This window comes from Amycolatopsis sp. A1MSW2902, assembly GCF_017312175.1.
Taxonomy (GTDB): Bacteria; Actinomycetota; Actinomycetes; order Mycobacteriales; family Pseudonocardiaceae; genus Amycolatopsis; species Amycolatopsis nivea.
Map to the genome: position 1 here is coordinate 501,990 of NZ_QJPO01000001.1, position 22,092 is coordinate 524,081.

Below are 22,092 nucleotides of genomic sequence, written 5' to 3' on the forward strand. Positions count from 1 at the left end.
CCCTCGCCCGACCATAGCGGCCGCGGCCCCGCCAGGTGCTCCGGCGGCCCGATCCTCTGCCCTCCCGACTCCGCCGAAGAGGCCGCACGTGCAGTCGCGAGGGAGACTCCACTTCGGACTTTCCCGGCCGGGAGCAAGACCGTCAACCACCGGGCCCCGGCCGGATGGACCTCGCGTACCGAGACTCGGAAGCCGCCCAAAGATCAGATGTAAACCCCGCCGTCGTCCACCTAGCGCATCCTCCCGACAACCTCGCCGACCAGGCCCACACCCTTGCCATAAAGCCAGTTACCTGCCTCCGGACACCACCCGGAGAGCTCCTTGACGACCGATACACCCTCCTGCATAGTCTCCTAGACATCGGATGTCCTGGCGTACAGAACGTCCGATGCCTGGTCAAGGAGGACCTGAATGGCCAACCGCCGCCTTCTGAGCATCGTCCTGTCCGCCGTCGCCGGGTTTGGCGGAACGCTCGCCCTCGGCCCGCCAGCTGCCGCGAGTGGGCCGCCGCCGATGGCCGTCTATGCCGCTCCCGGCGCCGACGCACTGCCCGGAAACCCTTGCACCCAACCGCGTCCGTGTTCGCTTTCGCAGGCGCAGCAACGGGTCCGGCATCTTCTCGGCACCGGCGTCGGCAACCACCGTGACATCGTGGTCAAGCTCGCCGGCGGTTCCTACTACCTCTCCGCTCCGCTGGCCTTGGGTCCGCAGGACTCCGGGCGCAACAGCCACACCGTGACCTGGCAACCCGCGACCGACGCCGCCGTGACGATCAGCGGCGGCCGGTCGTTGCGTCCGGCCTGGCAGCCCGCCGCGCCCGGCAGCAAGATCATGGCCGCGGCCCTCCCGGCCGGGCTGGACTTCGACGGCCTGTTCGTCGACGGCCAGCGCCAGATCCTGGCCCGCTACCCGAACTACGACGCCAGCGCGGCCCGGCTGCAGGGGTCGACCTCGCTGGCCGACCTCCAACGGGAATCGGCGAAGTGGGCGGACCCGTCGACCGCGCTGGTGCGCGCGATGCATTGCGGCGACTGGGGATCCGTCTCGTTCACCGTCAGCGGGCGCACCGGTGACGGGCTCGCTCTGCACTACGTCGGCGACAACAACCGGCCGCAGGACTGCGGACTGACGAAGGGCAACGGACCCGGCCGGGTCGGACCGGCGATGGCCGAGAACGTCAAGGAGGAGCTCGACGCGCCCGGCGAGTGGTTCTACGACCGGGCGAGCGGCCAGCTGCTCTACTACCCGCCGGAGGGGACCGATCTTTCCGCCGCGACGGTCGAAACCGCCGAGCAGGATCAGCTGATCACCCTCGCCGGGACCTCGGCTGCTGACCCCGTCCACGACATCACGCTGCGCGGACTGCACTTCACCGCGACTCACCGCACGCTCTTCGACAGCCCCTTCGAGGCCGACGCGAAGGGCGACTGGGCGGTGGTTCGCAAGGGCGCGGTATCTCTGAAGAACGCCGCTGACATCTCAGTCACCGGGTCGTTCTTCGACCAGCTGGGCGGCAACGGCGTCTTTCTCGACAGCTACAACAAGCACAACACGATCAGCGACAACAAGTTCGCCTCCGACGGCGCCACGGACGTCCAGATCGTCGGCTCGCCGAGCGCGGTACGCGACTATTCTGGCAACTACTACGACAACGTCGCGGTCACCGACACCGCGCCGGGGCCGAAGACCGACGACTATCCCCGCGACATCGTCGTGCGGAAAAACCTCATGCAGAACATGGGCCGGTTCGAGAAACAGTCCTCCGGCGTCAACATTTCCATGAGCGCGGACGTGACGGTCGACGGCAACACCGTTTCCGGCAGCCCGCGCGCGTGCCTCAACATCGAGGACGGCACGTGGGGCGGACACGACATCAAGAACAACGATCTCTTCAACTGCGTCGAGGAAACTGGCGACAACGGGTCCGTGAACGTGTGGGGCCGCGGCCGGTTCTGGGCCAGCTCCGGCAATAACACCCTCGCGCCGGGCACGAGTTACGAAGGATCCACCGGCACCGCGCTGACCGACGCCCAGGCCCGGAGCCTGATGAAGCTGGACGTCGTCCGGCCGATCACCATCCAGCACAACCGGTTCTGGCACGCCGGGGACTGGGCCATCGACCTCGACGACGGATCGTCCAATTTCCGCCTGCTGGACAACCTCGTCCTCAAGGGCGGAATCAAACTGCGCGACGGCTACGAGCGCACCGTGCGGAACAACCTGCTCGTGGACGGTTCGATCTACGAACAGGTCAGCCACTCCGACTGCGGCGACGTCATCGAGCACAACATCACGCTCGGCCCGCAGGCGTACAACAACGTGCTGAACAATCCGTCCACCGCCAAGTACGGCGTCGACCGCAACCTCTTCTGGAACGACAGCTACCCGGTCTACGTCAATCCCGACGGCAGCGGCAACGAAGCGCTCTCCGCGGACGGCGCCACGATCAACCCCCAGTCGGCCTGGGTCCGCGCCGGCATGGACCCGCATTCGCTCGTCGCCGACCCGAAGTTCGCCGCGGCCGACCCGCTCGGCAGCTACGATTTCACGGTCGCCGCCGATTCGCCCGCGCTCGGCCTCGGGTACGCCAACTTCCCGATGATCGGCTTCGGCGCCTCAGGCGGGCCGCTTCCGCCCAAGGCGGTCTTCGCTTACGGCCCCGGTTCCGGCGGGCCTAGCAACGGGATGATCGTCCAACCCGAAATGCTGATGGGCGCCACCGCCACCAACATCCCGTCGCTCGCGGTCCAGTCGTCGCTCGGCTTGACCAAACCGTACGGCCTCTACCTGTCTTCTGTGCCGCACGGCAGCTACGCGGCGCAGAACGGGCTGCGAACCGGCGACGACATCACCGCCGTCAACGGCACCCCGGTGACCGACGATCGCAATACTTTTTGGCTCAGCTACAACAAACTCGCGCCGGGTGCGCCGATCACGCTGACCGTGCGGCGCGGGCAGGCCGACGTCACCGTTCACCTGGCCAAGACGCGGGAATCGGAGCTGCTCAACAACACGTCCGGCGTCGTCTACACCAACACCGGCACCCCGTCGACGGGATGGCTCTGGCGCGGCAGTTCTGCGGGAGGCGCGAACTCGTATCTCGACGATATCTGGGCGACGCAGAACGTCGGCGATTCGTGGAGTTTGACATTCTACGGCACTGGGATCGACATCATCTCCGAAACCAACACCGACGAGGGCGACGTCGACCTGGCCTTGGACGGTGCGCCTTATCGGACGGTCAGTTTCGTCACGCCGACCCGGCAGTACCAGTCGACAGTCGCGAGTGTCTCCGGCCTGCCGCCGGGAGTGCACACCGTTACCGGCACGATGAAGAACGGCAGTTACCTGATCGTGGACGCTTTCCGGACTCATCCGTAGCTGACCTGCCGTGCGCGCGGTGCCTCGCTGGCACCGCGCGCACGGCACTTCCGACCGAGAGTCCACAACGGACCAGGACTCAGCGCACCCGCAACCGCCGCCGGGCGAAAACCAGTGCTCCGAGGCTCAGCACCGCCAGCGCCATCACGTAATAACTCGGCGCCAGATTGCTCCCCGTCACCTCGATCAGCCAAATCACCACCAGCGGCATGAACCCGCCGAACAACGAAGCCGTGATATTATAGCTGACCTGCCGTGCGCGCGGTGCCTCGCTGACATCGCGCGCACGGCACTTCCGACCTAGAGTCCACAACAGACAAAAGCTCACCGCACCCGCAACCGCCGCCGAGCGAAAACCAGCGCGCCCAGGCTCAGCACCGCCAACGCCATCACGTAATAACTCGGCGCCAGATTGCTCCCCGTCACCTCGATCAGCCAAATCACCACCAGCGGCATGAACCCGCCGAACAACGAAGCCGTGATGTTGTAACTGACCGACAATCCGGTCGCACGGGTCCGGGTCGGGAAGACGTCGGCCATCATCGTGCCCAGCGGGCCGACATACCAGACCTTGACCAGGCCGATCGCGGCCATCACCGCCGTCATCATCGCGAACGTCGGCTGGCTGTTCAACGCGAGGAACAGCGGAAAGATCGCGAGCAGCATCACCGAGCAGGCGGCCGCCATCAGTGGGATCCGGCCGGTCCGGTCCGACAAGCGCCCGGCGACCGGGGCGAGGACGGTCAGCACGATCTGGGTGACGATGGTCGTGGTGAAGGCCAGCGATTTGGGCAGTCCGAGGTTGCGGATGGCGAAGGTCGGCATGTAGATGATGAGGTAGCTGATCGCGGTGGACACCGCCATCGCGCCCATCGCGACCAGGATCCGCGTCTTCTGCGAGCGCAGGACTTCCCGCAGCGGCGCCTCGGCGGCGTCCTCCTCGAACGCCGGGGATTCCTCGACGTGCCGCCGGATGTAGTAGCCGATCGGGGCGATCAGCAGGCCGAAGGCGAACGGGATCCGCCAGCCCCACGATCCGAGCTGCTGTTCGGTGAGCACCGCGCTCAGCACCGCGGCGAACACGATGCCCAGCAACGTGCTCAAGCCCTGGCTCGCCGCGCCCCAGCTGCCCATGAATCCGCGGCGTTTCCGGTTGCTCTCCACCAGATACGCGGTCGCGCTGCCGAATTCGCCACCCGCGGAGAAGCCCTGCAGCAGGTTGGCGAACACCAGGCCGATCGGAGCCGCGATGCCGATCGTCGCGTAGTTCGGCATGATCGCGATCAGCAGCGAGGCCACCGCCATGATCCGGATCGACCACACCAGCGCGGCTTTGCGGCCCGCGCGGTCGGCGTAGGAGCCGAGGATCATCCCGCCGAACGGGCGGATCAAATACGCGACCGCGACACTGGCGAAAGCCAGCATCAGCGAGACCGCCGGGTCCGTCGCGGGAAAGAATTGTTTCGCGAGGACGTCGGCGAACAGGGTGTAGGCCCCGAGGCTGAACCATTCCAGGGTATTGCCGATCGTGGCCGCGAGCACGATCCGGGACGAGCGTGGCGAGGGGGCGTTTTCGGTTCTGACGGCAGGGGAATCGGGAGCAGGGATCGACATGGTCGCCTCCGGGGCGGTGCGTTCGGCGTCATTGGTGAAGCGCGGTTCCGGGCACACCGGCCCGGACCAACCATGTGCGCGGGAATTCAGCGAAGCTTGCCCAATTCGAGCAGGACATTCGCGGCGGCGGTGATTCCGGCGTGGAACCGGGCGAGTTCGAAATTCTCGTTCGGGCCGTGATTGTGCTCGTCGACGTTGGCGAGCGGGATTCCGTAACAGGGCAGGCCGAGGCCGTCGGACAGCGCGGCGATCGGCAGGCTCCCGCCCATCGCGGGCACCAGCACCGCCGGACGGCCGGCGGCCGCGCTGACCGCGTCGGCGATCACCGCGGTGTAAGGCGATTCCGGCAGCGTCCGGGACGCTTCCATCCGCCCGCCCGGCACGTGCAGTTCGGCATGCGGAAGGTGTTCGGCGAGGTGCGCGCGCAACGCCTCGATGACCGTCGAGGCGCGCTGACCGCCGACCGTCCGGATGTCGCAGCGGGCGACCGCGACGGCCGGAATGACCGTGCGGTGGTCACCTTCGTCCAAACAGGACAGTGAGTTGATGCTGAAGGTGGGCAAAGCCAGGCGGTCGTTGAAACCGACGCCGTCCGGCACATCCATCCGGTCCAGCCCGACTTCGGCGAGCGCGGCGGGAACGTCGACCGGGAGCGCGTCCAGCGCGTCCCGTTCCGACGGGCTCAGCGGAACCATGCCGTCGGAGATTCCCTTGACCAGCACCTCGCCTTCGGGCGAGCGCATCGTCGACAGCAGCCACACCAGTTCCCACGCCGGATTCGGCGCGACCCCGCCCCAGTTCCCCGAATGCAGCGCGGCCGGGGCGCCGTGCACCCGGATCTCGAACCGGACCGCACCGCGCACGCCGAGGCTGACCGTCGGCTCGCCGCTGTCGTGCACTGGGCCGTCGCTCCACAGCACCAGATCCGCGTCCCACTCGTCGCGCAGACCGGCGAGCGCGGATTCCAGGTTCGGGCTGCCGATTTCTTCCTCGCCGTCGAGCAGGACGGTCACGCTGCACGGCAGTCCGCCGGTCTCGGCGAGCGCGCGCAAGGCAAGCAGCTGCGCGAGGTGCTGCCCCTTGTTGTCCCCCGTACCGCGCCCGTACATCCGGCCGTCGCGGATGCTGGCCTCGAACGGCGGACTGTCCCAGGCCGCGAGCGGTCCGGCGGGCTGGACGTCGTAATGGCCGTAGATCACCACGTGCAGCGATCCGGGCGGCCCGTCGGCGCGGCCCACCACCAACGGCCAGCCGCCGGTCTCGACCCGCCGCGCTTCGAGCCCGCTGCGCCTCAGCAACTCGCACGCGAACTCCGCCGCCTCCGCCATGCCCTCGCCGGTGGCGCTGACGCTCGGGACGGCGATCCACTCGGCCAGCTCCGCCTCGTGCCGCTCCCGGTACTGCTCGACGTACGACTCGACACGGCGCACCCGACCCCCAGTGATTTCACTTTCTGATATCGATACCATCGAAGCAAATCGGCTAAGCTGCTGTCAATGGACGACCGTCTCCCGCGTCAGGCGACCGCCGCCGACCTCCGCGCGCTCGCACACCCGCTGAGCTGGCGGATTCTGCGGCTGTGCCTGGATTCCGCGTGGACGAACCAGCAACTGGCGAAGCGGCTGGAGGAGTCGCCGGCGACCGTCCTGCGCCGGGTCCACGCACTCGCCGAAGCCGGGTTCCTGGTCGCCGAACCGGCCCGCCGGAGCGACCTCGGCGCCTGGGAACGCCCCTACCGGACGACGCGGCGAACGTGGCACCTCGACCTCGACCAAGCCGGCGATCCGGCATTGACCGCCCGCGTCGAACTGGCGACCCTGGACGCCCACCGTGCCGAAATGCTCGAAGCCGACCCCACGTCGATCCAGCAAACCCGCCGCGGCGTGGTCCGGCTCAGCGACGAGGCCGCGGCTGAGCTGCAGTCGCGATTGGACGCACTGCTGGACGAGTTCGTCGCGCGCGAGGAACCGGCCGGGCGAAGGCATTCGTTCCTGTGGAGCGTGGTCGAACGCCCCGGAGAGCCGGATATCGCGGAGGACTGACCTCCGCCGCGTCCGTGCGGCAGACCTCGGCGGGGCAGGCATGGCACGCCCAGGCTCGCCTGTCGGCCGCTCGCGGTCCAGCAAGCGCGCAGCCCTGCCAGGTTTGCCGCGACCGTACAGCAGGAAAGCGCTCACGGAACTTCGATCCGGGCACTCCGGCATCAATACGTTCGACGCCGACGGAATTGAGTGCGATTTGAGCGATGCCGACTAGCATCGACCAGGCTGAGCATATTCTTTCGGACCGCAGCGGCGCGTCCTGGGCCACACCTATTCCCGCTAGCGCCGCCTTTCCTATTTCCGATGTGCTGGGGAGAGTTTCAAGCGATGAGTCTGCGCACGATCCCGCTCGCCGCCGGAGCCTTGCCCGTCCTGGGGCATCTGCTCCCCTTGCTGCGCGATCCCTTCGGCTTTCTCACCGGGTTGACCGGCCAAGGCGACCTGGTGCGGATCAAGGCCGGTCCGGCAACCATCGTGGTGGTCTGCGATCCCGAACTGACCCGCCAGGTGCACCGGGACGACCGCGCTTTCGACAAGGGCGGCCCGATCTCGGAATGGAACCGGCGGCTGCTGGGCGACGGCCTGTTCACCTGCCCGCACCAGCTCCACCGCAGCCAGCGGCGGCAACTCCAGCCCGTCTTCCATCGCGACCTGGTCTCCGGTTACCTGGACAAAGCCGCGGCCCGGATCGCCGAGCTGACCGGCTCCTGGCGAGAGGGGCAAATTCTCGACGTCTCGGCGGAAATGCGAAAGCTCACGTCGTCGGTCGTCGTGTCCACGCTGTTCTCCGGCACTCTGCCGCCGGAGACAGTCCGCCAGGCCTTGCGGGACGGGGACGTATTTCTGAACACTCCGGTACAGTTGCTCACTTTGAGCGAATTCAAGCTACCGGTGCTGAACACCCGGGAACGCAAACAAGCCCAGCAGCGGCTGCAGCAGGTGAGCGCCGATATCGTGCGGCGGCACCGTTCCGGCGAACGCGACCGCCACGATCTGCTATCCATCCTGATCACCGACGAGGACGATCATGGCACCCTGTCGTCCCCGGACGAACAGATCAGCAACAATGTGCTGACCTTCTTCCTCGCCGGAGCCGAGACCACGTCCCTCACTCTGGCCTGGGCTCTCCATCACCTGACGCAGGCACCAGAGGTAGCGGCGCGGTTGCGCGCGGAGGTGGACAAAGTGCTAGCCGACCATCCAGTCGGCCCAGCAGACCTGCCGCACCTGCCTCTCGCGCGCCGGGTGATCAGCGAGACGCTGCGACTGCGCCCACCGGGCTGGGTCGCCTCTCGCAGCCTCACCGTCGACACTCAACTCGGCGAGCATCTCCTGCCCGCTGGAACGAACGTGGTGATCAGCCCGTATCTCATACACCGTCGGGAGGATCTCTACCCGGATCCGGAGCGCTTCGACCCGGACCGCTGGCTGCACGCCCGTGCCACCGCGACGGCCGCGTATATCCCCTTCGGCAACGGAGCACGCAAGTGCATCGCCGACAACTTCGCTCTCGGCGAAGCCGCGCTGGCCCTCGCCGGCATCACCCGCCAATGGCGACTCGATCCGGTTCCGGGCACCCGGGTACGCCCTGTCCCCGCGGGGACGCTGCGTACCAAAGGGCTGCTGATGCACGCGACTGCCCGCGCGCGTTGACCGGCAATCCCGCAGCTTCCGCACCGTGGCCGGGCGGCTCGCGCGCCGTCCAGGAGACCGACAGGGACATTCCGTCCGGCAGTCGCCCGACAACCTCGCCACCACGGGCCTGCCTCCCGTCGACGGCCGACCTATTGCACATTCGACCGGCAATGCTCGAAAATCATTTCGAATGTGCACAGCGTGACCGGACACTGTCACGCATCTCATGGGGGAGCCAGATGCGGAGCACTCTTGACATCAGAATACTAGGACCCCTCTCGGCCTCGGCGGGGAGCATGATGCTGACCCCGTCGGCCCCGAAGGAGCGGCATTTGCTCGGACTGCTCCTAGTCCAGCATAAAAAAGTCGTTTCCCTGAACAATATCATCGACGAGCTGTGGTCCAAGAAGCCCTCGAAGTCCGCGGTGACCGCGGTGCAGACCTACATCCTGAACATTCGAAGGAAGCTGGCATCGGCACTGGACATTTCCGGGGGCAGAGTGCGCACCGAAATACTGCAGACCCACAACCGGGGGTACCTGTTCGACACTACGCACAGCAGGTTCGATCTGACCGAATTCGACCGGTTGACGGCCAGGGGCAGCACAGCACTCGACGCGGGCGACCATGCCAAGGGAGTACGGCTGCTGACCGCGGCCGAACAGCTTTGGCGCGGCCTCCCGCTGCTGGATGTCGACCAGGGGCCGCTGCTGCAGGCCGAAGTCGCCCGGATCGAGCAGACGCGATCCAACGTCCGGATCAAGCGAGTGGAGACACAGCTGCACATCGGCCAATTCCGCGAAGTACTCGCCGAACTTTCCGGACTGGTAGTAGAGCATCCATTCGACGAGCATTTGCACGGTTACTACATGATCGCACTGCAGCGAGCGGGAAGACGCCAGGACGCGCTGCGCGTATTTCACGAACTGCGCAAGAATATGACCGAGGAGTTGGGAATCGAGCCGTCCGCTGAACTGCAGCTCTTGCAACGGATGGTACTCGACGCCAACGACGCTGCCGCGGTTGGCCCTACAGCGAATCATCCCTTACTGCATCAGTTGTGTGCCGCGCCGCGCTGCTGATACCCGGCAAACCGGCGGCTTTCGCCATGTCGAACGCGGAGCCGCCGGTTTCCATCCTGTCCGATCATTCCCGCCGTCGCCCGAACTCGACGCGTTTGCATTTCGGAGCGTATTGACAACGGATCTGGTGAAATAAGACCATGGAATCCATGATCGACCGCAGCACCAAAGAACGACTGGACGCGGATTTTTCACCGAGCCGCCTGGCCCCGAATTTCGAGGAAGTTCTCAAGGAATCTGCCGAACGCAGCCGAAAAGCCAAGAGCAGGACTGGATTCACCACCTATTCCTACGGCCGGCATCCAGCCGAGGCAGTAGACCACTTCCCTGCCCCCAAGCCCGGCGCACCGTTGCAGGTATTCGTCCACGGCGGACACTGGCAGCAGAGCAGCAAGGACGAGGCCAGTTTTTCCGCGCTGGACTTCGTCGATCAGGGCTACGGGTTCGTCGCGGTCGGCTACGGCCTCGCACCTGGCCGGACCCTGCCCGAGATGTGCGGCGCGGTGTGGCGGGCCCTGTGCTGGATCAGGGACAACGCCGGGGAACTCGGCACCAGGCCGGACGCCGTGCATGCCAGTGGGAGTTCAGCGGGCGCGCACCTGCTGGCCATGGCCCTGTGCACCGATCGACGTGCGCCCGACCGGCCCCCGCTGGCCAGCGCTTGCCTGCTCAGCGGCACCTACGACCTGGAGCCGGTACGGCATACCTACGTCAACGACGCGCTCGGCTTGGATGCCGCCGCGGCCCGAGAGCACAGCCCGCTGCACGCGCTGCCCTGCCGCACGCCCCGGTTGCTGCTGGCGAGGGGCGAATTCGAGACCGACGAATACGTTCGCCAGCAGAAGGAATTCGGGTCCGCGGCACGCCAGGCGGGCAATCAGGCGACCGAATTGGTCGTGCCGGGAGCAAATCATTTCGATCTGGTTTTCGGACTCGGAAACCCTACGAACCCGCTAGGGACCCAAGTGCTGACGACCATGGCGGCGTCGTAACCCTCCGCACGGGATGCCGCGGGTGTCGTCGAGGCTGGGCCTCGGCGACACCCGCGGCATCGATCCGTTGGCCGCCGACCGGCCGTGTCCCCGGCTCGTCGCGACCTAGGCCCGGTCAGGGTTTGATCGCCTGGAGCACGCCGTGCGGCGTCCAGGACGATGTGCCGACGCGGGAAATCCCGGCGAAACCGGTCTCCCGCAGCCATTCCTCATACCGGTACCAGGGATACAGTGTGCTGCCGGCGAAGGGCAACGTGGAGAAGTAGACGCTATCCAGCGCCGCATACAGCGGACCCTGTCCGTCGTCGTCGGCGAAGGCATTGAAGATGAGCACGCGTCCGCCGGGCTCGACGGCGTGCCACGCCTTGCCGAGCAGTGCGCGGTTCTGCTCCGGTGTCCAGATGACCAGCTGATGGGCAAAGAGGACACAGTCATGGCCGCCGGGGTACTCGCCGGTGAAGATGTCGGCGGCGTGCAGTTCGATCCGGTCCCGCAGCCCGGCGGCGCTCACCCGCTGTGCCGCGACCTCCAGTGCGGCAGGGCGGTCCAGCACTGTGACCCGCAAGTGCGGATGCGCCTTGCTCAATGCGATCGCGTTGACCGCGTCGCCGCCGCCCACGTCGAGCACCCGGTGCACCTCGGCGAACCGCGGGCCGTTCACCAGCACCGGGTTGGACAGCTTCGACCAAGCGTTCATCCCCCGGTAGAACAGTTCCTCCATACCTTCAGAATTCGACAGCCGGCTGTACAGGTCCTCGGTGTCCCCCGGGAAATGCCGGATGCCAGCGTTCCGGCCGGTGCGAAGGGATTCCGCGTAGTCGGATGCGGGCAGATAGCTGATGCGGGCCTGGAATTCCACGATGTCCCGCAGCGTCTGCCAGCTGCCGTCCCGGAATGCAGAGTCGATGATCTCCGCGTTCCGGTAGCGGTCGCCGACAGCGGTCGTGAGTCCCAGCGCGGTGGTGCCCAGAAGCAGCACCTCGGCCGAGCGAGCGGGCAGTGCCAGCGCGGCGGTCAGCTCCGGCTTCGAGCTGTCCGGATGTTCGGCCAGCCGCGCGAAGAGCCCGAGCTGGAAGCCGGCGTTCAGCTGCTGGAACGCGGCGTGCCCGAACAGGATCGGCACCAGCCCCGGCATGGTCAGCGGAGTGGCCTGAGTCTTCATCGTTTGGGTCACAGCGACGTCCTCACTGACCAGAGTTCGGGAAAGAAACGGTGTTCGTTGATTTCGCGCAGCCACGGCACCCCGCTGGTGCCTCCCGTGCCCGGCTTGCTGCCCAGCATCCGCTCCACCACCAGCAGGTGGCTGGCGCGCCAATGGGAGAACCGGAACGCCACCTCGGTCAGCCGTTCGGCGATCCGGTGCACCGCGGGCCACCGCGCGGGCTGCTCATACGCCGCCCGCCACGCCAGTTCCACGGCGGCGTCGGGCCGGTACTGCGCGGACACGTCCCGATACAGCACCTCAGCGGGGATGTCCAAGCCTTCGCGCGCCAGCAACCCCAGCGCCTCGTCGTAGACAGTGCGAGCGGCCAGTTCCTGACGCAACTGGGGATAGAGCACCAGCTGGTCTTCGGCAGCCGCGACCATGCGCGGATCCTTGTTGCCCAAGCTGAACTCAAGGGTGCGGTACATGAAGGACTGCGTGCCCGAAGCCTCGCCCAGGATGTGCCGGAACACGAGGAACTCGTCCGGGGACATCGACGTCAGCAGGTCCCACGTCTGCACCAACACCCGCAGCGACTGGGCTGCCCGGTCGAGGGCGAGGCACGCCTGGTCGATCCGGTCCGTGCGCATCTGCTCGCGCGCTTGGTCGAGTTCCACGTATACGACCCGGAACAGCAGCTCCTTGACGTGGCTCACCAGCAGGAAAACCACTTCCCTCGGCGAATCCGTCCTGGGCTCCACCAGCTCGTGCAACCGGTCCATGTGCGCATAGCTGACGTATTCCGGCGCAGGCGGCGGACGCAGCGGACAGACTGCCTCCCGGTCCGCGGTCATCGGGCAGCCCTGGCGAAGACCTCCCGCAACTGCGGCTCCGCTACCTCGAAGACCCGGGCAGAGCAGGAGCGCAATGCCTCCAGGTACCGCCGCCTCAGTTCTGTTTCGTCAAGATGCACCGATTTGCCGCCCTTGATCAGCGTCCGGCCGGCGACCAGCACGGTGTCGATGTCCAGCGAACCGCCCAGATGCAGGAAAGCCTCGAGTGGGCGCGGCTCCAGCAGGTAACGCCAGTCGTCTGCCCGCACCATCAGCAGATCGGCCTGCTTGCCCGGGGCGATGCTCCCGATCTGGTCCTGCCAGCGCAGGGCTTCGGCAGGAAACCGGGTGGCCATGGCCAGCGCGCGGCTTGCCCGCAGCACAGTCGGATCGGCGTACAGCTCGTTGTGCTGCTGCCACGCCGCGCGCATGTTCTCCGCCATGCCGCCGATGGGTTTGCCCGCGCCGTCGGTCGACACCGACACGGGCAGGCCGGCCTTCGCGAACTCCGGGATCAGCCGCGTCTCGGACATAGTGGATTCGCCCACCGGCCCGTACTTGGCGGGTGAATGGCTGATGTGCACGCCCGCGTCGATCAGCAGCTGCCGCTCGGTTTCGTCGGCGAAACTGGTGTGCGCTCCCAGCAACCGGTCGTTGAGCAGCCCGAGATCGGCGAAGCGGTGCACTGAACCCCGGCCGAAATACTCCCGCACGGTCGGGCTTTCCGTCCGCAGCGCGCACAAGTGCGCCCCGACAGTCAGCCCGTGCCGACCGGCCAGCTCCGCGATGCCCGTGCCCGCTTCGTCCGACATGTTGGTCACCACGACGACGGACGCGCGCGCTCGCAGCATCCCGCTGTCGTCGGCGGCGCAGATCTTCGCCACCCGGTCCAGTTCGTCGACGACGGCGGCGGCAGGCCGGGATCGCCGCGGGCCTGCCGACCCTTGTTCGCACACGACATCGCTGACCCAGGTGCTGACCGCGCCCCGGATGCCGACCGCGCGGAAAGCGGCGACCAGCGCGTCCGGCTGGTTGAGCGAACCGAGGTCGGCGAGTGCGGTAGTGCCGGAACGCAGTTGGGTCCACACCGAATAGGTGGCGATGTCGACCGCTTCCCGCTCGGTCAGCCCCGGCACCAGATCGGCGAACTTGTCGAACAACGGGGAGACCGCCAGCAGGTTGCCGCCTGAGGACATCCACCCCGGCACGTCCTCGTCGTCGCGCACCGGGCGCAGCGCGTCCATGGGGCTTATCCGGGAGGAAAAGAACTCGTGCCAATGCGCGTTGACGAACCCTGGCAGCACCATCATGTTCGTCGCGTCGACCGTGCGTACCGGCCGGTCCGGTGCCGCGGCCGCCGCACGGACCTCGGCTTCCGTTCCGACCGCCGCGATCTTCCCGTCCTCGATCAGCACGGCACCGCCGGGAAGGACCCGATCGGTCTCGTCCGCGGTGTAGACGATCCCGGCCTTGATCAGTTGAGTCTCGCCCACTGTCATGAAACAGCCTCCAGGTGCTTCCTCCAGGCCGCCAGGGTCGGCTGTTCCACCAGCGTGTCGAACGAGACGTGAAGCCCCCGCTTCCTCCAGCGGTTGATCAACCCCATCAGCTCCATCGACGTCATGCCCAGATCGGCGAGATTGCGATGCTCCTCGATCTCCTCCGGGCGCAGGGAAAGCACTCCCGCGACCTCGTCCCTGAGCTCCTCGTGCCCGCTCATCCGGCCTCCTCTTGCAGTTTCGCCGCGATCTCTGCGCGCAGCCGGGCCTTGTCCAGCTTTCCCAGGCCGGTGAGCGGGAGCGCCTCGACGAGCTCCACCCGGTCCGGAATCTTGAAGTCCGCGATCCCCTTGGCCCGCCAGGAGGACCGCAGCTGCAGCCCGGTCGGGGCTTTCCCGTCGGCGATGACGAAGGCACAAGTCTTTTCGCCGAGCACCTCGTCGGGCATCGCCACCACGGCCGCCTGCCTGATTCCCTCCTCCGCTTGCAGGTAGCCCTCGACTTCGGTCGCCGAGACCTTGTTCCCGCCCCGGTTGATCACGTCCTTGATCCGGCCCGCTACCACCATGTCGCCCCGCTCGGTCTGCCAGATCAGGTCGCCGGATCGGTAGAACCCGTCCTCGGTGAAAGCGACCGCGTTCTGCTCGGGCGCGTTGTAGTAGCCGCGGATCGTGTACGGGCCGCGGGCCCACAATTCGCCGCATTCGCCCCGCCGCACGTCCTGGCCGGTCGCCGGATCGACGACGCGCAGCTCGTCGAATTCACTCAGCGGCTGCCCCTGGGTGTGCAGCACGGCGTACTCCGGATCTCCCCTGCGCACGTAGCTCATCAGGCCCTCGGACATGCCGAACACCTGCTGCAGCCTGCACCCCAGCATCGGCGCGATTTTGCGGGCCAGGCTCTCGTGCAGCTTCGCGCTCCCGATCTGCACCACTTCCAGGCTGCTCAGGTCGTCTTCGCTCCATTCGCGCGCCTCGACCCAGGCATGCGCGATCGTGGGCACCAGCGAGCTCATCGTCACGCGTTCACGTTCGATCAGCGGGAAGCAGCCATCCGGGCTCGAACTCAGCGCGAGCACCACCCGGCCGCCGTGATGCAGGGTGCCGAGCACGCCGGGACAGCCGAGGCAGTAGTTGAACTCCAGCGGAAGCACCGCGAGGTACACCGTGTCCCGGTCCAGCTCGCACAGCCGCGCGGCGGAACGCAACTGGTAGAAGTAGTCCGCGTGCGTGCGCGGGATCAGCTTGGGCAGCCCCGTAGTTCCGCCGGAAAGCAAGAAGAACGCCACCTCTTGTGCGTCGATCTCCGGCAGCGCAGCAGGTTCTTCTCCCACGGTGGACAGCGAAACGAACTCGGCGTACTCCCCCACATCGCCCGCAACGAACACGGTCTGCACGGTCCGCCGAGGAATCGCGACCCGGCTCGCCAGCAGCCGGTAGTCGTATCCCAGCCGTACGTCAGGAATCACGTAAGCAACCGCGCCGGAGGTTTCGATCAGGTGAATCACTTCGACGTCGCGATGCGCGGGCAGCGAGAACACCGGAGTGACGCCCAGCCTGAACAACGCGAAACAGACGATCAGGAACGCGCTTTCGTTGGTCATCTGGACCACTGCCCGGTCCCCGCGGGCGAGACCGTAACCGGCGAGACCGCCTGCCATCCGGTCGATTCTCGCGTCCAGCTCGACGTAGCTCAGCCGCTCCTGCCCGGAGACGACGGCCGTGGCCGTACCGTATTCACGGGCCCACTGCCGGGGCAGCTCGCCCAGGGGAACGTCCAGCCACAGCCCGGCATCCCGATAGCGCCGGACGAACTCCTCCGGCCACGGCGTGCATCCGGCAAGCATCACTGGTCACTCCAGTCGCGAGTGATCTCGACCAGCACGGCTCCCGCCTCCATGCCCGGAGTCTCGGACAGCAGCAGCACGATCTCCCCCGCCCGTACCTCGCCGGTGCGCCACAGGTGCTCGAGCCCGGCGATGACGTCGACCGGACCCACATGTCCAATGCGCCTGCCGAATTCGTAGGTGCCGCGCTCCAGTTCCACATCGATGGGGTCGAGGAAGAAGTTGCGCATCGCGGGCTTGCCGAAATGCGGTTGCACCACGCGGGCGATGTCGCCCATCTTCAGCTCCGCGTCCGCCAGCGCCTGTCCGACCGCCTCCCTGATGTTCTCGGTCGCGTCGCCGGTCGGCGGTTTCACCCCCTGCGCCCACTGCTGATTCCAGTAGGCGAACCGGCGCTCCAGATCCACTGGCTCGCCGACGGTGATCGGCGGCGGAAACATCTGCTCGCCGCCTCGGTGCAGTTCTTCCATCATCGGCTTGGAGTGCGCCCCATTGGACAGCAGCCGGGCGAATCCGGACTCGGTGGAGAGCACCATCGCACCGCCTCCGTCGCCGAGCGGAGCCAGATTCATGCACCGCCAGCGATCGATCACCGGCGTGCCGAAGTTGTCTCCCGCCGTGATGAGGGCCGCGGTCTTCTGGGTGCCCGCCTTCAGGAAGCTGCGCACGAAGCTCAGCGCGGTCACCGACGCGTTGCACCCCTGGATCAGGGAGAGCGCCGGGATCGGCAGGCCGACCGTGTTGTTCAAGATGTAATGTTGGGCCGACCAGGTCTCAGGTCCCTGGAAATGGGCATGGCTGTGCACCAGAACAGCGAAGTCTTCCGCGCGGATGTTCGCCATCCGCAGCGCCGCGCGCCCCGCCGCGACGGCGAGATCCGGGGCCGGCGTGTCCCCCGCGACGGACACGGACAGCATCCCCGTCGACTCGCGGACCTCCGAGTCGTAGCGCCCTTCGGCCACGGCCTGTTCGGAACTGTACCGATCCGGCAGGTGGACCCCGATCCCCGCGATGTACACGTCCCCCATTCGCATTTACCCAACCTCCATCTTGTGTTCTTCCCTGGACTGCGCTGCTTCGAACAACTTCCGGAAATGCGGATCGACCCGCTTGCCGTCGCCGTACAAATGGCCAAACCGGTCCCGGTACTCCCGGAACCATTTTCCGACGTGGTTCAGGAACAAAATGTCGTGAAAAGCCATGTCCCGGACCGCCAGTGCCGCGAACGGAGCCTGGTTGACCAGGAAGCGTTCATTGTGGGCGGCGGGAGCGGGGCATTCCGGATGAAACTGCCCGAGCATCATCCCGTGTGCGATCGCGTCGCCCTTGCGTTCGGAGTGTGCCTGGTCGACGAGTTCGTAGTCCCTGGGAGGCAGGCCCGAAATCACCACTACCAGCGTGCGCGAGGTCAGCTTCAGGTCGCCGAAATCCTCCTGCCGGTACCGGCACATCGCGGTATCGAAGATCTGCAACATGTCCCCGAGGTCGCCGCCGGCCAGCCAGTGGTACCGGTACGCCCGCAGCCCGGAAGCGAGCCGGGCCGGTCGGACGAACGGGCAGATCGCACCCTTCCGACCCAGCTCCGGATGCGGTCTCTCGATGTATCCGGTAAGCCATTCGTCGAACGTAACGGCCAGCTCGCCTTCCAATTCGTCCAGTTTTAACAGCACTTTGTCCCCCGGACAGTCGTTGATGATCAGATACCGAGCGCCCGCGCGACATAGTCGATGTGCGCGTCGGTGTCGCCGAAGGAAAGCGAACAGGCGAACTGGTGGCGCGAATACAGGTGCAGGTCGTGTTCGTAGGTGAAGCCGATCGCACCGTGCACCTGATGGCCCAGCGCGCAAACCCGGCGGTACGCCTCGCTCACCGACGCCTTGGCGACGGCGACCTCCATCTCGGCGGGCAGCCCTTCGCTCAGCCGCCACGCAGCCTCGTACGCAGTCAGTCGCGCACCGAGCACGTCGACCGCCATGTCCGCGCAATGGTGTTGCACCGCTTGGAAACTGCCGATCGGCCTGCCGAACTGTTCGCGAGTTCGGGCGTAATGGACGGTGCTGTCGAGCACCCGCCCCGCCCCGCCCACCATCTCCGCACAAGCAGCCACCGCGCCGAGTGCGGAGAGCAGCCGCACCACGGCAGGCCCGCCGTCGATCATCCGAGACGCCGGCACGACGACATCCCGGAACTCCACCCGATACTGCGGTTCGTTGCCCACCACGTCAAGCTCGACGCTGTGCAGGCCGGGGACCGTGTTGTCCGCGACGAAAACTGCCAGTTCGCCGCCCAACTCGGCTACGACGAGCAACTGGTCGGCAGCGTCGGCGAAGGGCACGAACCACGCGGTGCCGGACAACCGATAACCCCCGGGGGCCGGAGTGGCAAGCACCTCCGAAGATTCCGCGTCCCATTGCCCGCGCGGCGCCGCGCGAGCGTAGCTGAGCACCCGGCCCCGCAGGACCCCGCCGACGAATTCAGCGCGCTGCTCGGGCGTGCCGAACCGCGCGATCGGGAACGCCGCGCACACCACGCTCGGCAGGTACGGGGTGGGAATCTGGTGTGCGCCCAACTGCTCGATCAGCAGGCACGCAGTCAAGAATCCGGCACCCTCGCCCCCGTCGCTCGTGGGCAACGGCAGCCCGGTCCAACCGAGGTCGACCAGTTCTTTCCACAACGTCCTGCTGTAACCGGACGCTTCCCTGCGCACCGCCCTCGCTCCAGCCTCCGCCGCCCGCGCCGACAGAAACTCGGCCGCGGCGTCGCGGATCAGCTGCTGGTCCGCGGTGAGGGTCAGATCCATTGTTCGCCTTTCTTCGTCGCCTGCCCGGAGCCGCGCGCGGTCATCGCGGCAAACCCAGGCCGCGGGAGGCGATGATCTGCCGCTGGATCTCCGCCGCACCGCCGATGAAGGTCGCGGCCACCGAGTCGAACCGCAGGTGGGTGAACATCGCTCTTAAAGGCGCCTCGTCCCGCTGCCACAAGTTCGCGAACGGGCCGAACACGCTCGTGCCTGTACGCGCCAGGCGCTGGTTCAGCTCGGCGCCGAACAGCAGGCTGGCCGACGCCTCATAGCCCGGTATTTCGCCCGCTTCCTGCTTGCTGACGGTGTAGCGCGCCAGGTTGTGCAATACGCGAGTCTCCAGGTAGCGCTTGGCGATCTCGCGACGGAGCACCGTGAGGTCGTCCCGGACGAACGACGCCGCCTGCCCGCTCCGGAGGTACTCAGCAAGCTGGGCGAGCACCCGCTCGTACTTGATCGTCGCCCCAATGCCGGCGCGCTCGAAGCCGAGCGCCGTCATCGCCACCCGCCAGCCCTCGTTCTCGGCACCGACGAGGTTCGCCGCGGGCACCCGAACATCGGTGAAGAACATTTCGTTGAAAGGCTCGGCGCCGCGGATGTCCCGGATGGGCCGGATCGCCACGCCCGGCGATCGGGCGTCCACCAGCAGCATGGTGAGCCCGCTGTGTTTCGGCGCTTCGGGGTCGGTGCGAGCCAGCACGAACAACCAGTCCGCGTACTGCGCCAGCGAGGTCCACACCTTCTGTCCGTTGAGGACATATTCACTGCCCCGGCGAACCGCCCTGGTCCGCACGGACGCGAGGTCCGATCCCGCGTCCGGTTCGGAGAAACCCTGTGCCCAGGTCACCTCGCCTCGCGCGATGCCCGGCAGATGGGCAGCGCATTGCTCCTCGGTGCCGCAAGCGAGCAAGGTCGGCGCGAAGAGGAAGGCAGCGATGCCGTTCACGGTCGGCACCCCGGCACGCATCATCTCCTCCTGCAGGACGAGTTCCTGCATCGCCGAGCATCCGGCCCCGCCGTATCTCTCCGGCAGCCGGGGCGCCACCCAGCCGCGGCAGGCAAGCGCCGCCGCCCAGGTACGCGCGTGCCTGCGGCGGACCGGGTCACGACTGACCCGGTCCGCCGACCACTCGTAGCCCAGGGCGTCCTCCGGCTCCAGGCTGTTCTCGCCAGCCAGATCCGGCTCGTATCCGACGGGAAACGAGTTGCCGATGAAGGTTCGCACCTCGGCGCGGAACGCCGCGTCCTGCTCGCTGTCGGCCCAGTGCACTCCTCAGGCCCCTTCCCCGGCGCTGGCTTCGGCCTGCGCCGGCTTGTCCCGGTCCCAGGTGCCCGGCGTGAGCCCGTGCTCGCCTTGCGCTCGCAGCAAATACTTGGCGACCTTGTCGTTCCCCGTCCGGGGCAGCGAATCGACGAACTCCACGTAACGCGGGACCATGAACCTCGGCAGCTTCTCGGTGCAGAACTCGATCAACTCCTCCGGAGTCAGCGTCGAACCGGGACTCAGCACCACCGCCAGTTTCACGTCGTCCTCGCCCAATTCGGACGGGACCGCGATCGCCGCGGTCTCCAGCACGGCGGGGTGCAGGTTGACCTCGCATTCCAGATCGAACGCCGAGATGTTCTCTCCGCGCCGGCGGATCGCGTCGCGCATCCGGTCGATGAAGTAGAAGTAGCCGTCGGCGTCCTGCCACACGCGGTCGCCGGTGTGCAGCCACATGTTCCGGAAACACCGCGCGGTCGCTTCCGGAACCCCGTAATAGCCGCCGGTCACGATCGACGGCAGTTTCGGCCGGATCACCAGCTCGCCCGCCACCCCGGGACCGACTACGAAATCGTGCTCGTCCACGACCGCCGCTTCGAACTTGTCCGCCACCACCCGGCCGCACGAGCCGGTGCGCCACTGCCCGTACGGGCTCGCGATCGGCAGGCCGACCTCGGCGGCGCTGTAGGTCTCGACGGATCGCACGCCGAACCGGTCCTGCATGATGTCGTCCAGCGCTGACTTGCCGGTGTAGAACATCTCAAGCGGATGATCTTTGTCCCGGGGACTGGGCGGTGCGTTGAGGATGATCGGAATCATCGTGAACACGCTCATCGCGACCTTCGCGTTGAAAAACCGCACGTCGTCCCAGAAACGCGAGGCGCTGAACCGCTCGACTATTCCGACCGAGCCGCCGCACAGCAGTGCGGAAAACGCCCCGTCCCACAACGCGGACCCGTGGTACAGCGGCAGCGGGCTGTAGCTCGTCTTTCCCCAGCGGTCCAGGTAATTCAGCGAATCCAGAGAACACATCAGCGCATGCGCGTGCGACACCATCACCCCCTTGGACGGGCCGGTGGTCCCGGAGGTGTACTGGATCGCCTGCAGGTCGGAGAACCCGACCTCGACCAGCGGCCGCGCGTTTCCGTTCCCCAGCAGACTTTTCAGGGTCATGGCCGGTTTCCCCAGCGGCAGGCGTGCCGCTTGGGTGGCGTCCGCGCCGCAGACGACGATCCGTTCGAGGCGCGGCAAGCGCGCCGCCAACGGCGGTATCCGGTCGATGTACCGGGAATCGATAATCAACGTCGTAGCGTCCGAACTGTGCAGCACGTGCCGCAGCAGTTCGCTGTGGTACTCGGTGTTGACCGGCACCGACGGCGCACCCAGCTTGGCCAGCGCGAAAATCGAGTAGAGGATCTCCGGCTGGTTGGGGATCATCACCGCGACGTGATCGCCTGGGCCGATGCCGACCGAGATCAGCCCCTGAGCCACCCGGTTGACCATCTCGTCGACCTCGCCGTAGGTCAGGTCTCCCTCGCGAAACCGCAAAAACGCCTCGTTCCGGTATTCGCGGGCCTGCCTGCTCAGCACGTCGCCGAGGACGAGGTTAAGCAATGGTTCCGTATCCACGAAGTTTTCTCTCCCTTGTCAGGACTGCCAAAACAGTTCCTGGAAACAAACGACGCATTCTCCGCACATGCGAAATGAGAGCCGAGCACGGGCTACGCACCCGACTGAACGAGGACAAGTCGCCGGAACGCAGAATCGCAGATCCTGAGCACCTGAGTTCGTCGGCCGGCGGGCAGAGCCGCTTCCGCACCGAAGGCCGGTGTTCCCCCAATATTGTGCGAGTCAGAAATTCACGTACGCACTAGTTCTCCGGAGAGGTTAGTGCCGCCGCATGCCGTCGTCAACGTGGTCCGCCCCGCCCGGAATGACCGGCCGCGTATTCGCCTCGACA

Annotated in this window: 18 protein-coding genes; 5 read left to right on the plus strand and 13 right to left on the minus strand. The window is 66.8% G+C overall.

Annotated elements, in window-relative coordinates:
• Window positions 1-411: 411 nt before the first annotated feature.
• A complete protein-coding gene (locus DMP23_RS02325; protein WP_337820011.1) occupies window positions 412-3,381 on the plus strand; it encodes a PDZ domain-containing protein in 2,970 nt (989 codons plus the stop codon).
• A 79-nt stretch (window positions 3,382-3,460) separates the two neighbouring features.
• Here the strand turns inward: DMP23_RS02325 and DMP23_RS02330 are convergent, their stop codons facing one another.
• From DMP23_RS02330 to DMP23_RS02340, 3 genes are all read right to left on the minus strand, one after another.
• Window positions 3,461-3,607 (minus strand): LPXTG cell wall anchor domain-containing protein, encoded by a 147-nt coding sequence (locus DMP23_RS02330; protein WP_337820012.1) that lies wholly within the window; start codon window positions 3,605-3,607, stop codon window positions 3,461-3,463.
• A 98-nt stretch (window positions 3,608-3,705) separates the two neighbouring features.
• Window positions 3,706-4,995, minus strand: a complete 1,290-nt coding sequence (locus DMP23_RS02335) for an MFS transporter (protein ID WP_337820013.1) — start codon at window positions 4,993-4,995, stop codon at window positions 3,706-3,708.
• Between the two features lie 86 nt (window positions 4,996-5,081).
• Window positions 5,082-6,425 carry a M20/M25/M40 family metallo-hydrolase gene (locus tag DMP23_RS02340; protein WP_337820014.1) on the minus strand — a complete coding sequence of 448 codons (1,344 nt, stop codon included), beginning with the start codon at window positions 6,423-6,425 and terminating at the stop codon, window positions 5,082-5,084.
• Between the two features lie 66 nt (window positions 6,426-6,491).
• On the opposite strand from DMP23_RS02340, the gene DMP23_RS02345 reads away from it, so the two are divergent.
• The 4 genes from DMP23_RS02345 (at window position 6,492) to DMP23_RS02360 (ending at window position 10,746) form a co-directional block, all read left to right on the plus strand.
• Window positions 6,492-7,037: an ArsR/SmtB family transcription factor gene (locus DMP23_RS02345; RefSeq protein WP_337820015.1), complete on the plus strand. Its 546-nt coding sequence runs from the start codon at window positions 6,492-6,494 to the stop codon at window positions 7,035-7,037.
• A 327-nt stretch (window positions 7,038-7,364) separates the two neighbouring features.
• A complete protein-coding gene (locus DMP23_RS02350; RefSeq protein ID WP_337824344.1) occupies window positions 7,365-8,690 on the plus strand; it encodes a cytochrome P450 in 1,326 nt (441 codons plus the stop codon).
• Between the two features lie 281 nt (window positions 8,691-8,971).
• Entirely contained in the window at window positions 8,972-9,754 is a 783-nt protein-coding gene (locus DMP23_RS02355; RefSeq protein ID WP_337824345.1) for an AfsR/SARP family transcriptional regulator, read from the plus strand.
• A 149-nt stretch (window positions 9,755-9,903) separates the two neighbouring features.
• On the plus strand, window positions 9,904-10,746 hold the full coding sequence (locus DMP23_RS02360; protein WP_337820016.1) for an alpha/beta hydrolase: 843 nt from the start codon (window positions 9,904-9,906) through the stop codon (window positions 10,744-10,746).
• A gap of 115 nt (window positions 10,747-10,861) precedes the next feature.
• Here DMP23_RS02360 and DMP23_RS02365 read toward each other — a convergent pair whose 3' ends face one another.
• The 10 genes from DMP23_RS02365 to DMP23_RS02410 are packed head-to-tail and all read right to left on the minus strand — an operon-like array spanning window position 10,862 to window position 21,761.
• Complete coding sequence (locus DMP23_RS02365; RefSeq protein ID WP_337820017.1) at window positions 10,862-11,920, minus strand: methyltransferase; 1,059 nt, start codon at window positions 11,918-11,920, stop codon at window positions 10,862-10,864.
• Window positions 11,917-12,744, minus strand: coding sequence for a tryptophan 2,3-dioxygenase (locus tag DMP23_RS02370; RefSeq protein ID WP_337820018.1), 828 nt, complete (start codon window positions 12,742-12,744; stop codon window positions 11,917-11,919). The genes DMP23_RS02365 and DMP23_RS02370 overlap by 4 nt, the downstream gene beginning before the upstream one ends.
• The gene (locus DMP23_RS02375; RefSeq protein ID WP_337820019.1) at window positions 12,741-14,222 is read right to left on the minus strand and encodes an amidohydrolase family protein; all 1,482 of its coding nucleotides are present in this window, start codon (window positions 14,220-14,222) and stop codon (window positions 12,741-12,743) included. The genes DMP23_RS02370 and DMP23_RS02375 overlap by 4 nt, the downstream gene beginning before the upstream one ends.
• Window positions 14,219-14,443, minus strand: a complete 225-nt coding sequence (locus DMP23_RS02380) for a phosphopantetheine-binding protein (RefSeq protein WP_337820020.1) — start codon at window positions 14,441-14,443, stop codon at window positions 14,219-14,221. The genes DMP23_RS02375 and DMP23_RS02380 overlap by 4 nt, the downstream gene beginning before the upstream one ends.
• The gene (locus tag DMP23_RS02385) at window positions 14,440-16,068 is read right to left on the minus strand and encodes a (2,3-dihydroxybenzoyl)adenylate synthase (protein ID WP_337824346.1); all 1,629 of its coding nucleotides are present in this window, start codon (window positions 16,066-16,068) and stop codon (window positions 14,440-14,442) included. The genes DMP23_RS02380 and DMP23_RS02385 overlap by 4 nt, the downstream gene beginning before the upstream one ends.
• On the minus strand, window positions 16,068-17,102 hold the full coding sequence (locus tag DMP23_RS02390; RefSeq protein WP_337820021.1) for a ketoacyl-ACP synthase III family protein: 1,035 nt from the start codon (window positions 17,100-17,102) through the stop codon (window positions 16,068-16,070). The genes DMP23_RS02385 and DMP23_RS02390 overlap by 1 nt, the downstream gene beginning before the upstream one ends.
• Complete coding sequence (locus DMP23_RS02395; protein WP_337820022.1) at window positions 17,103-17,738, minus strand: DUF6875 domain-containing protein; 636 nt, start codon at window positions 17,736-17,738, stop codon at window positions 17,103-17,105. It lies immediately after the preceding gene.
• A 26-nt stretch (window positions 17,739-17,764) separates the two neighbouring features.
• Entirely contained in the window at window positions 17,765-18,868 is a 1,104-nt protein-coding gene (locus DMP23_RS02400) for an acyl-CoA dehydrogenase family protein (RefSeq protein WP_337820023.1), read from the minus strand.
• A gap of 40 nt (window positions 18,869-18,908) precedes the next feature.
• Window positions 18,909-20,138, minus strand: coding sequence for an acyl-CoA dehydrogenase family protein (locus DMP23_RS02405; protein ID WP_337820024.1), 1,230 nt, complete (start codon window positions 20,136-20,138; stop codon window positions 18,909-18,911).
• Between the two features lie 3 nt (window positions 20,139-20,141).
• Window positions 20,142-21,761 (minus strand): AMP-binding protein, encoded by a 1,620-nt coding sequence (locus DMP23_RS02410; protein ID WP_337820025.1) that lies wholly within the window; start codon window positions 21,759-21,761, stop codon window positions 20,142-20,144.
• Window positions 21,762-22,092: the final 331 nt, after the last annotated feature.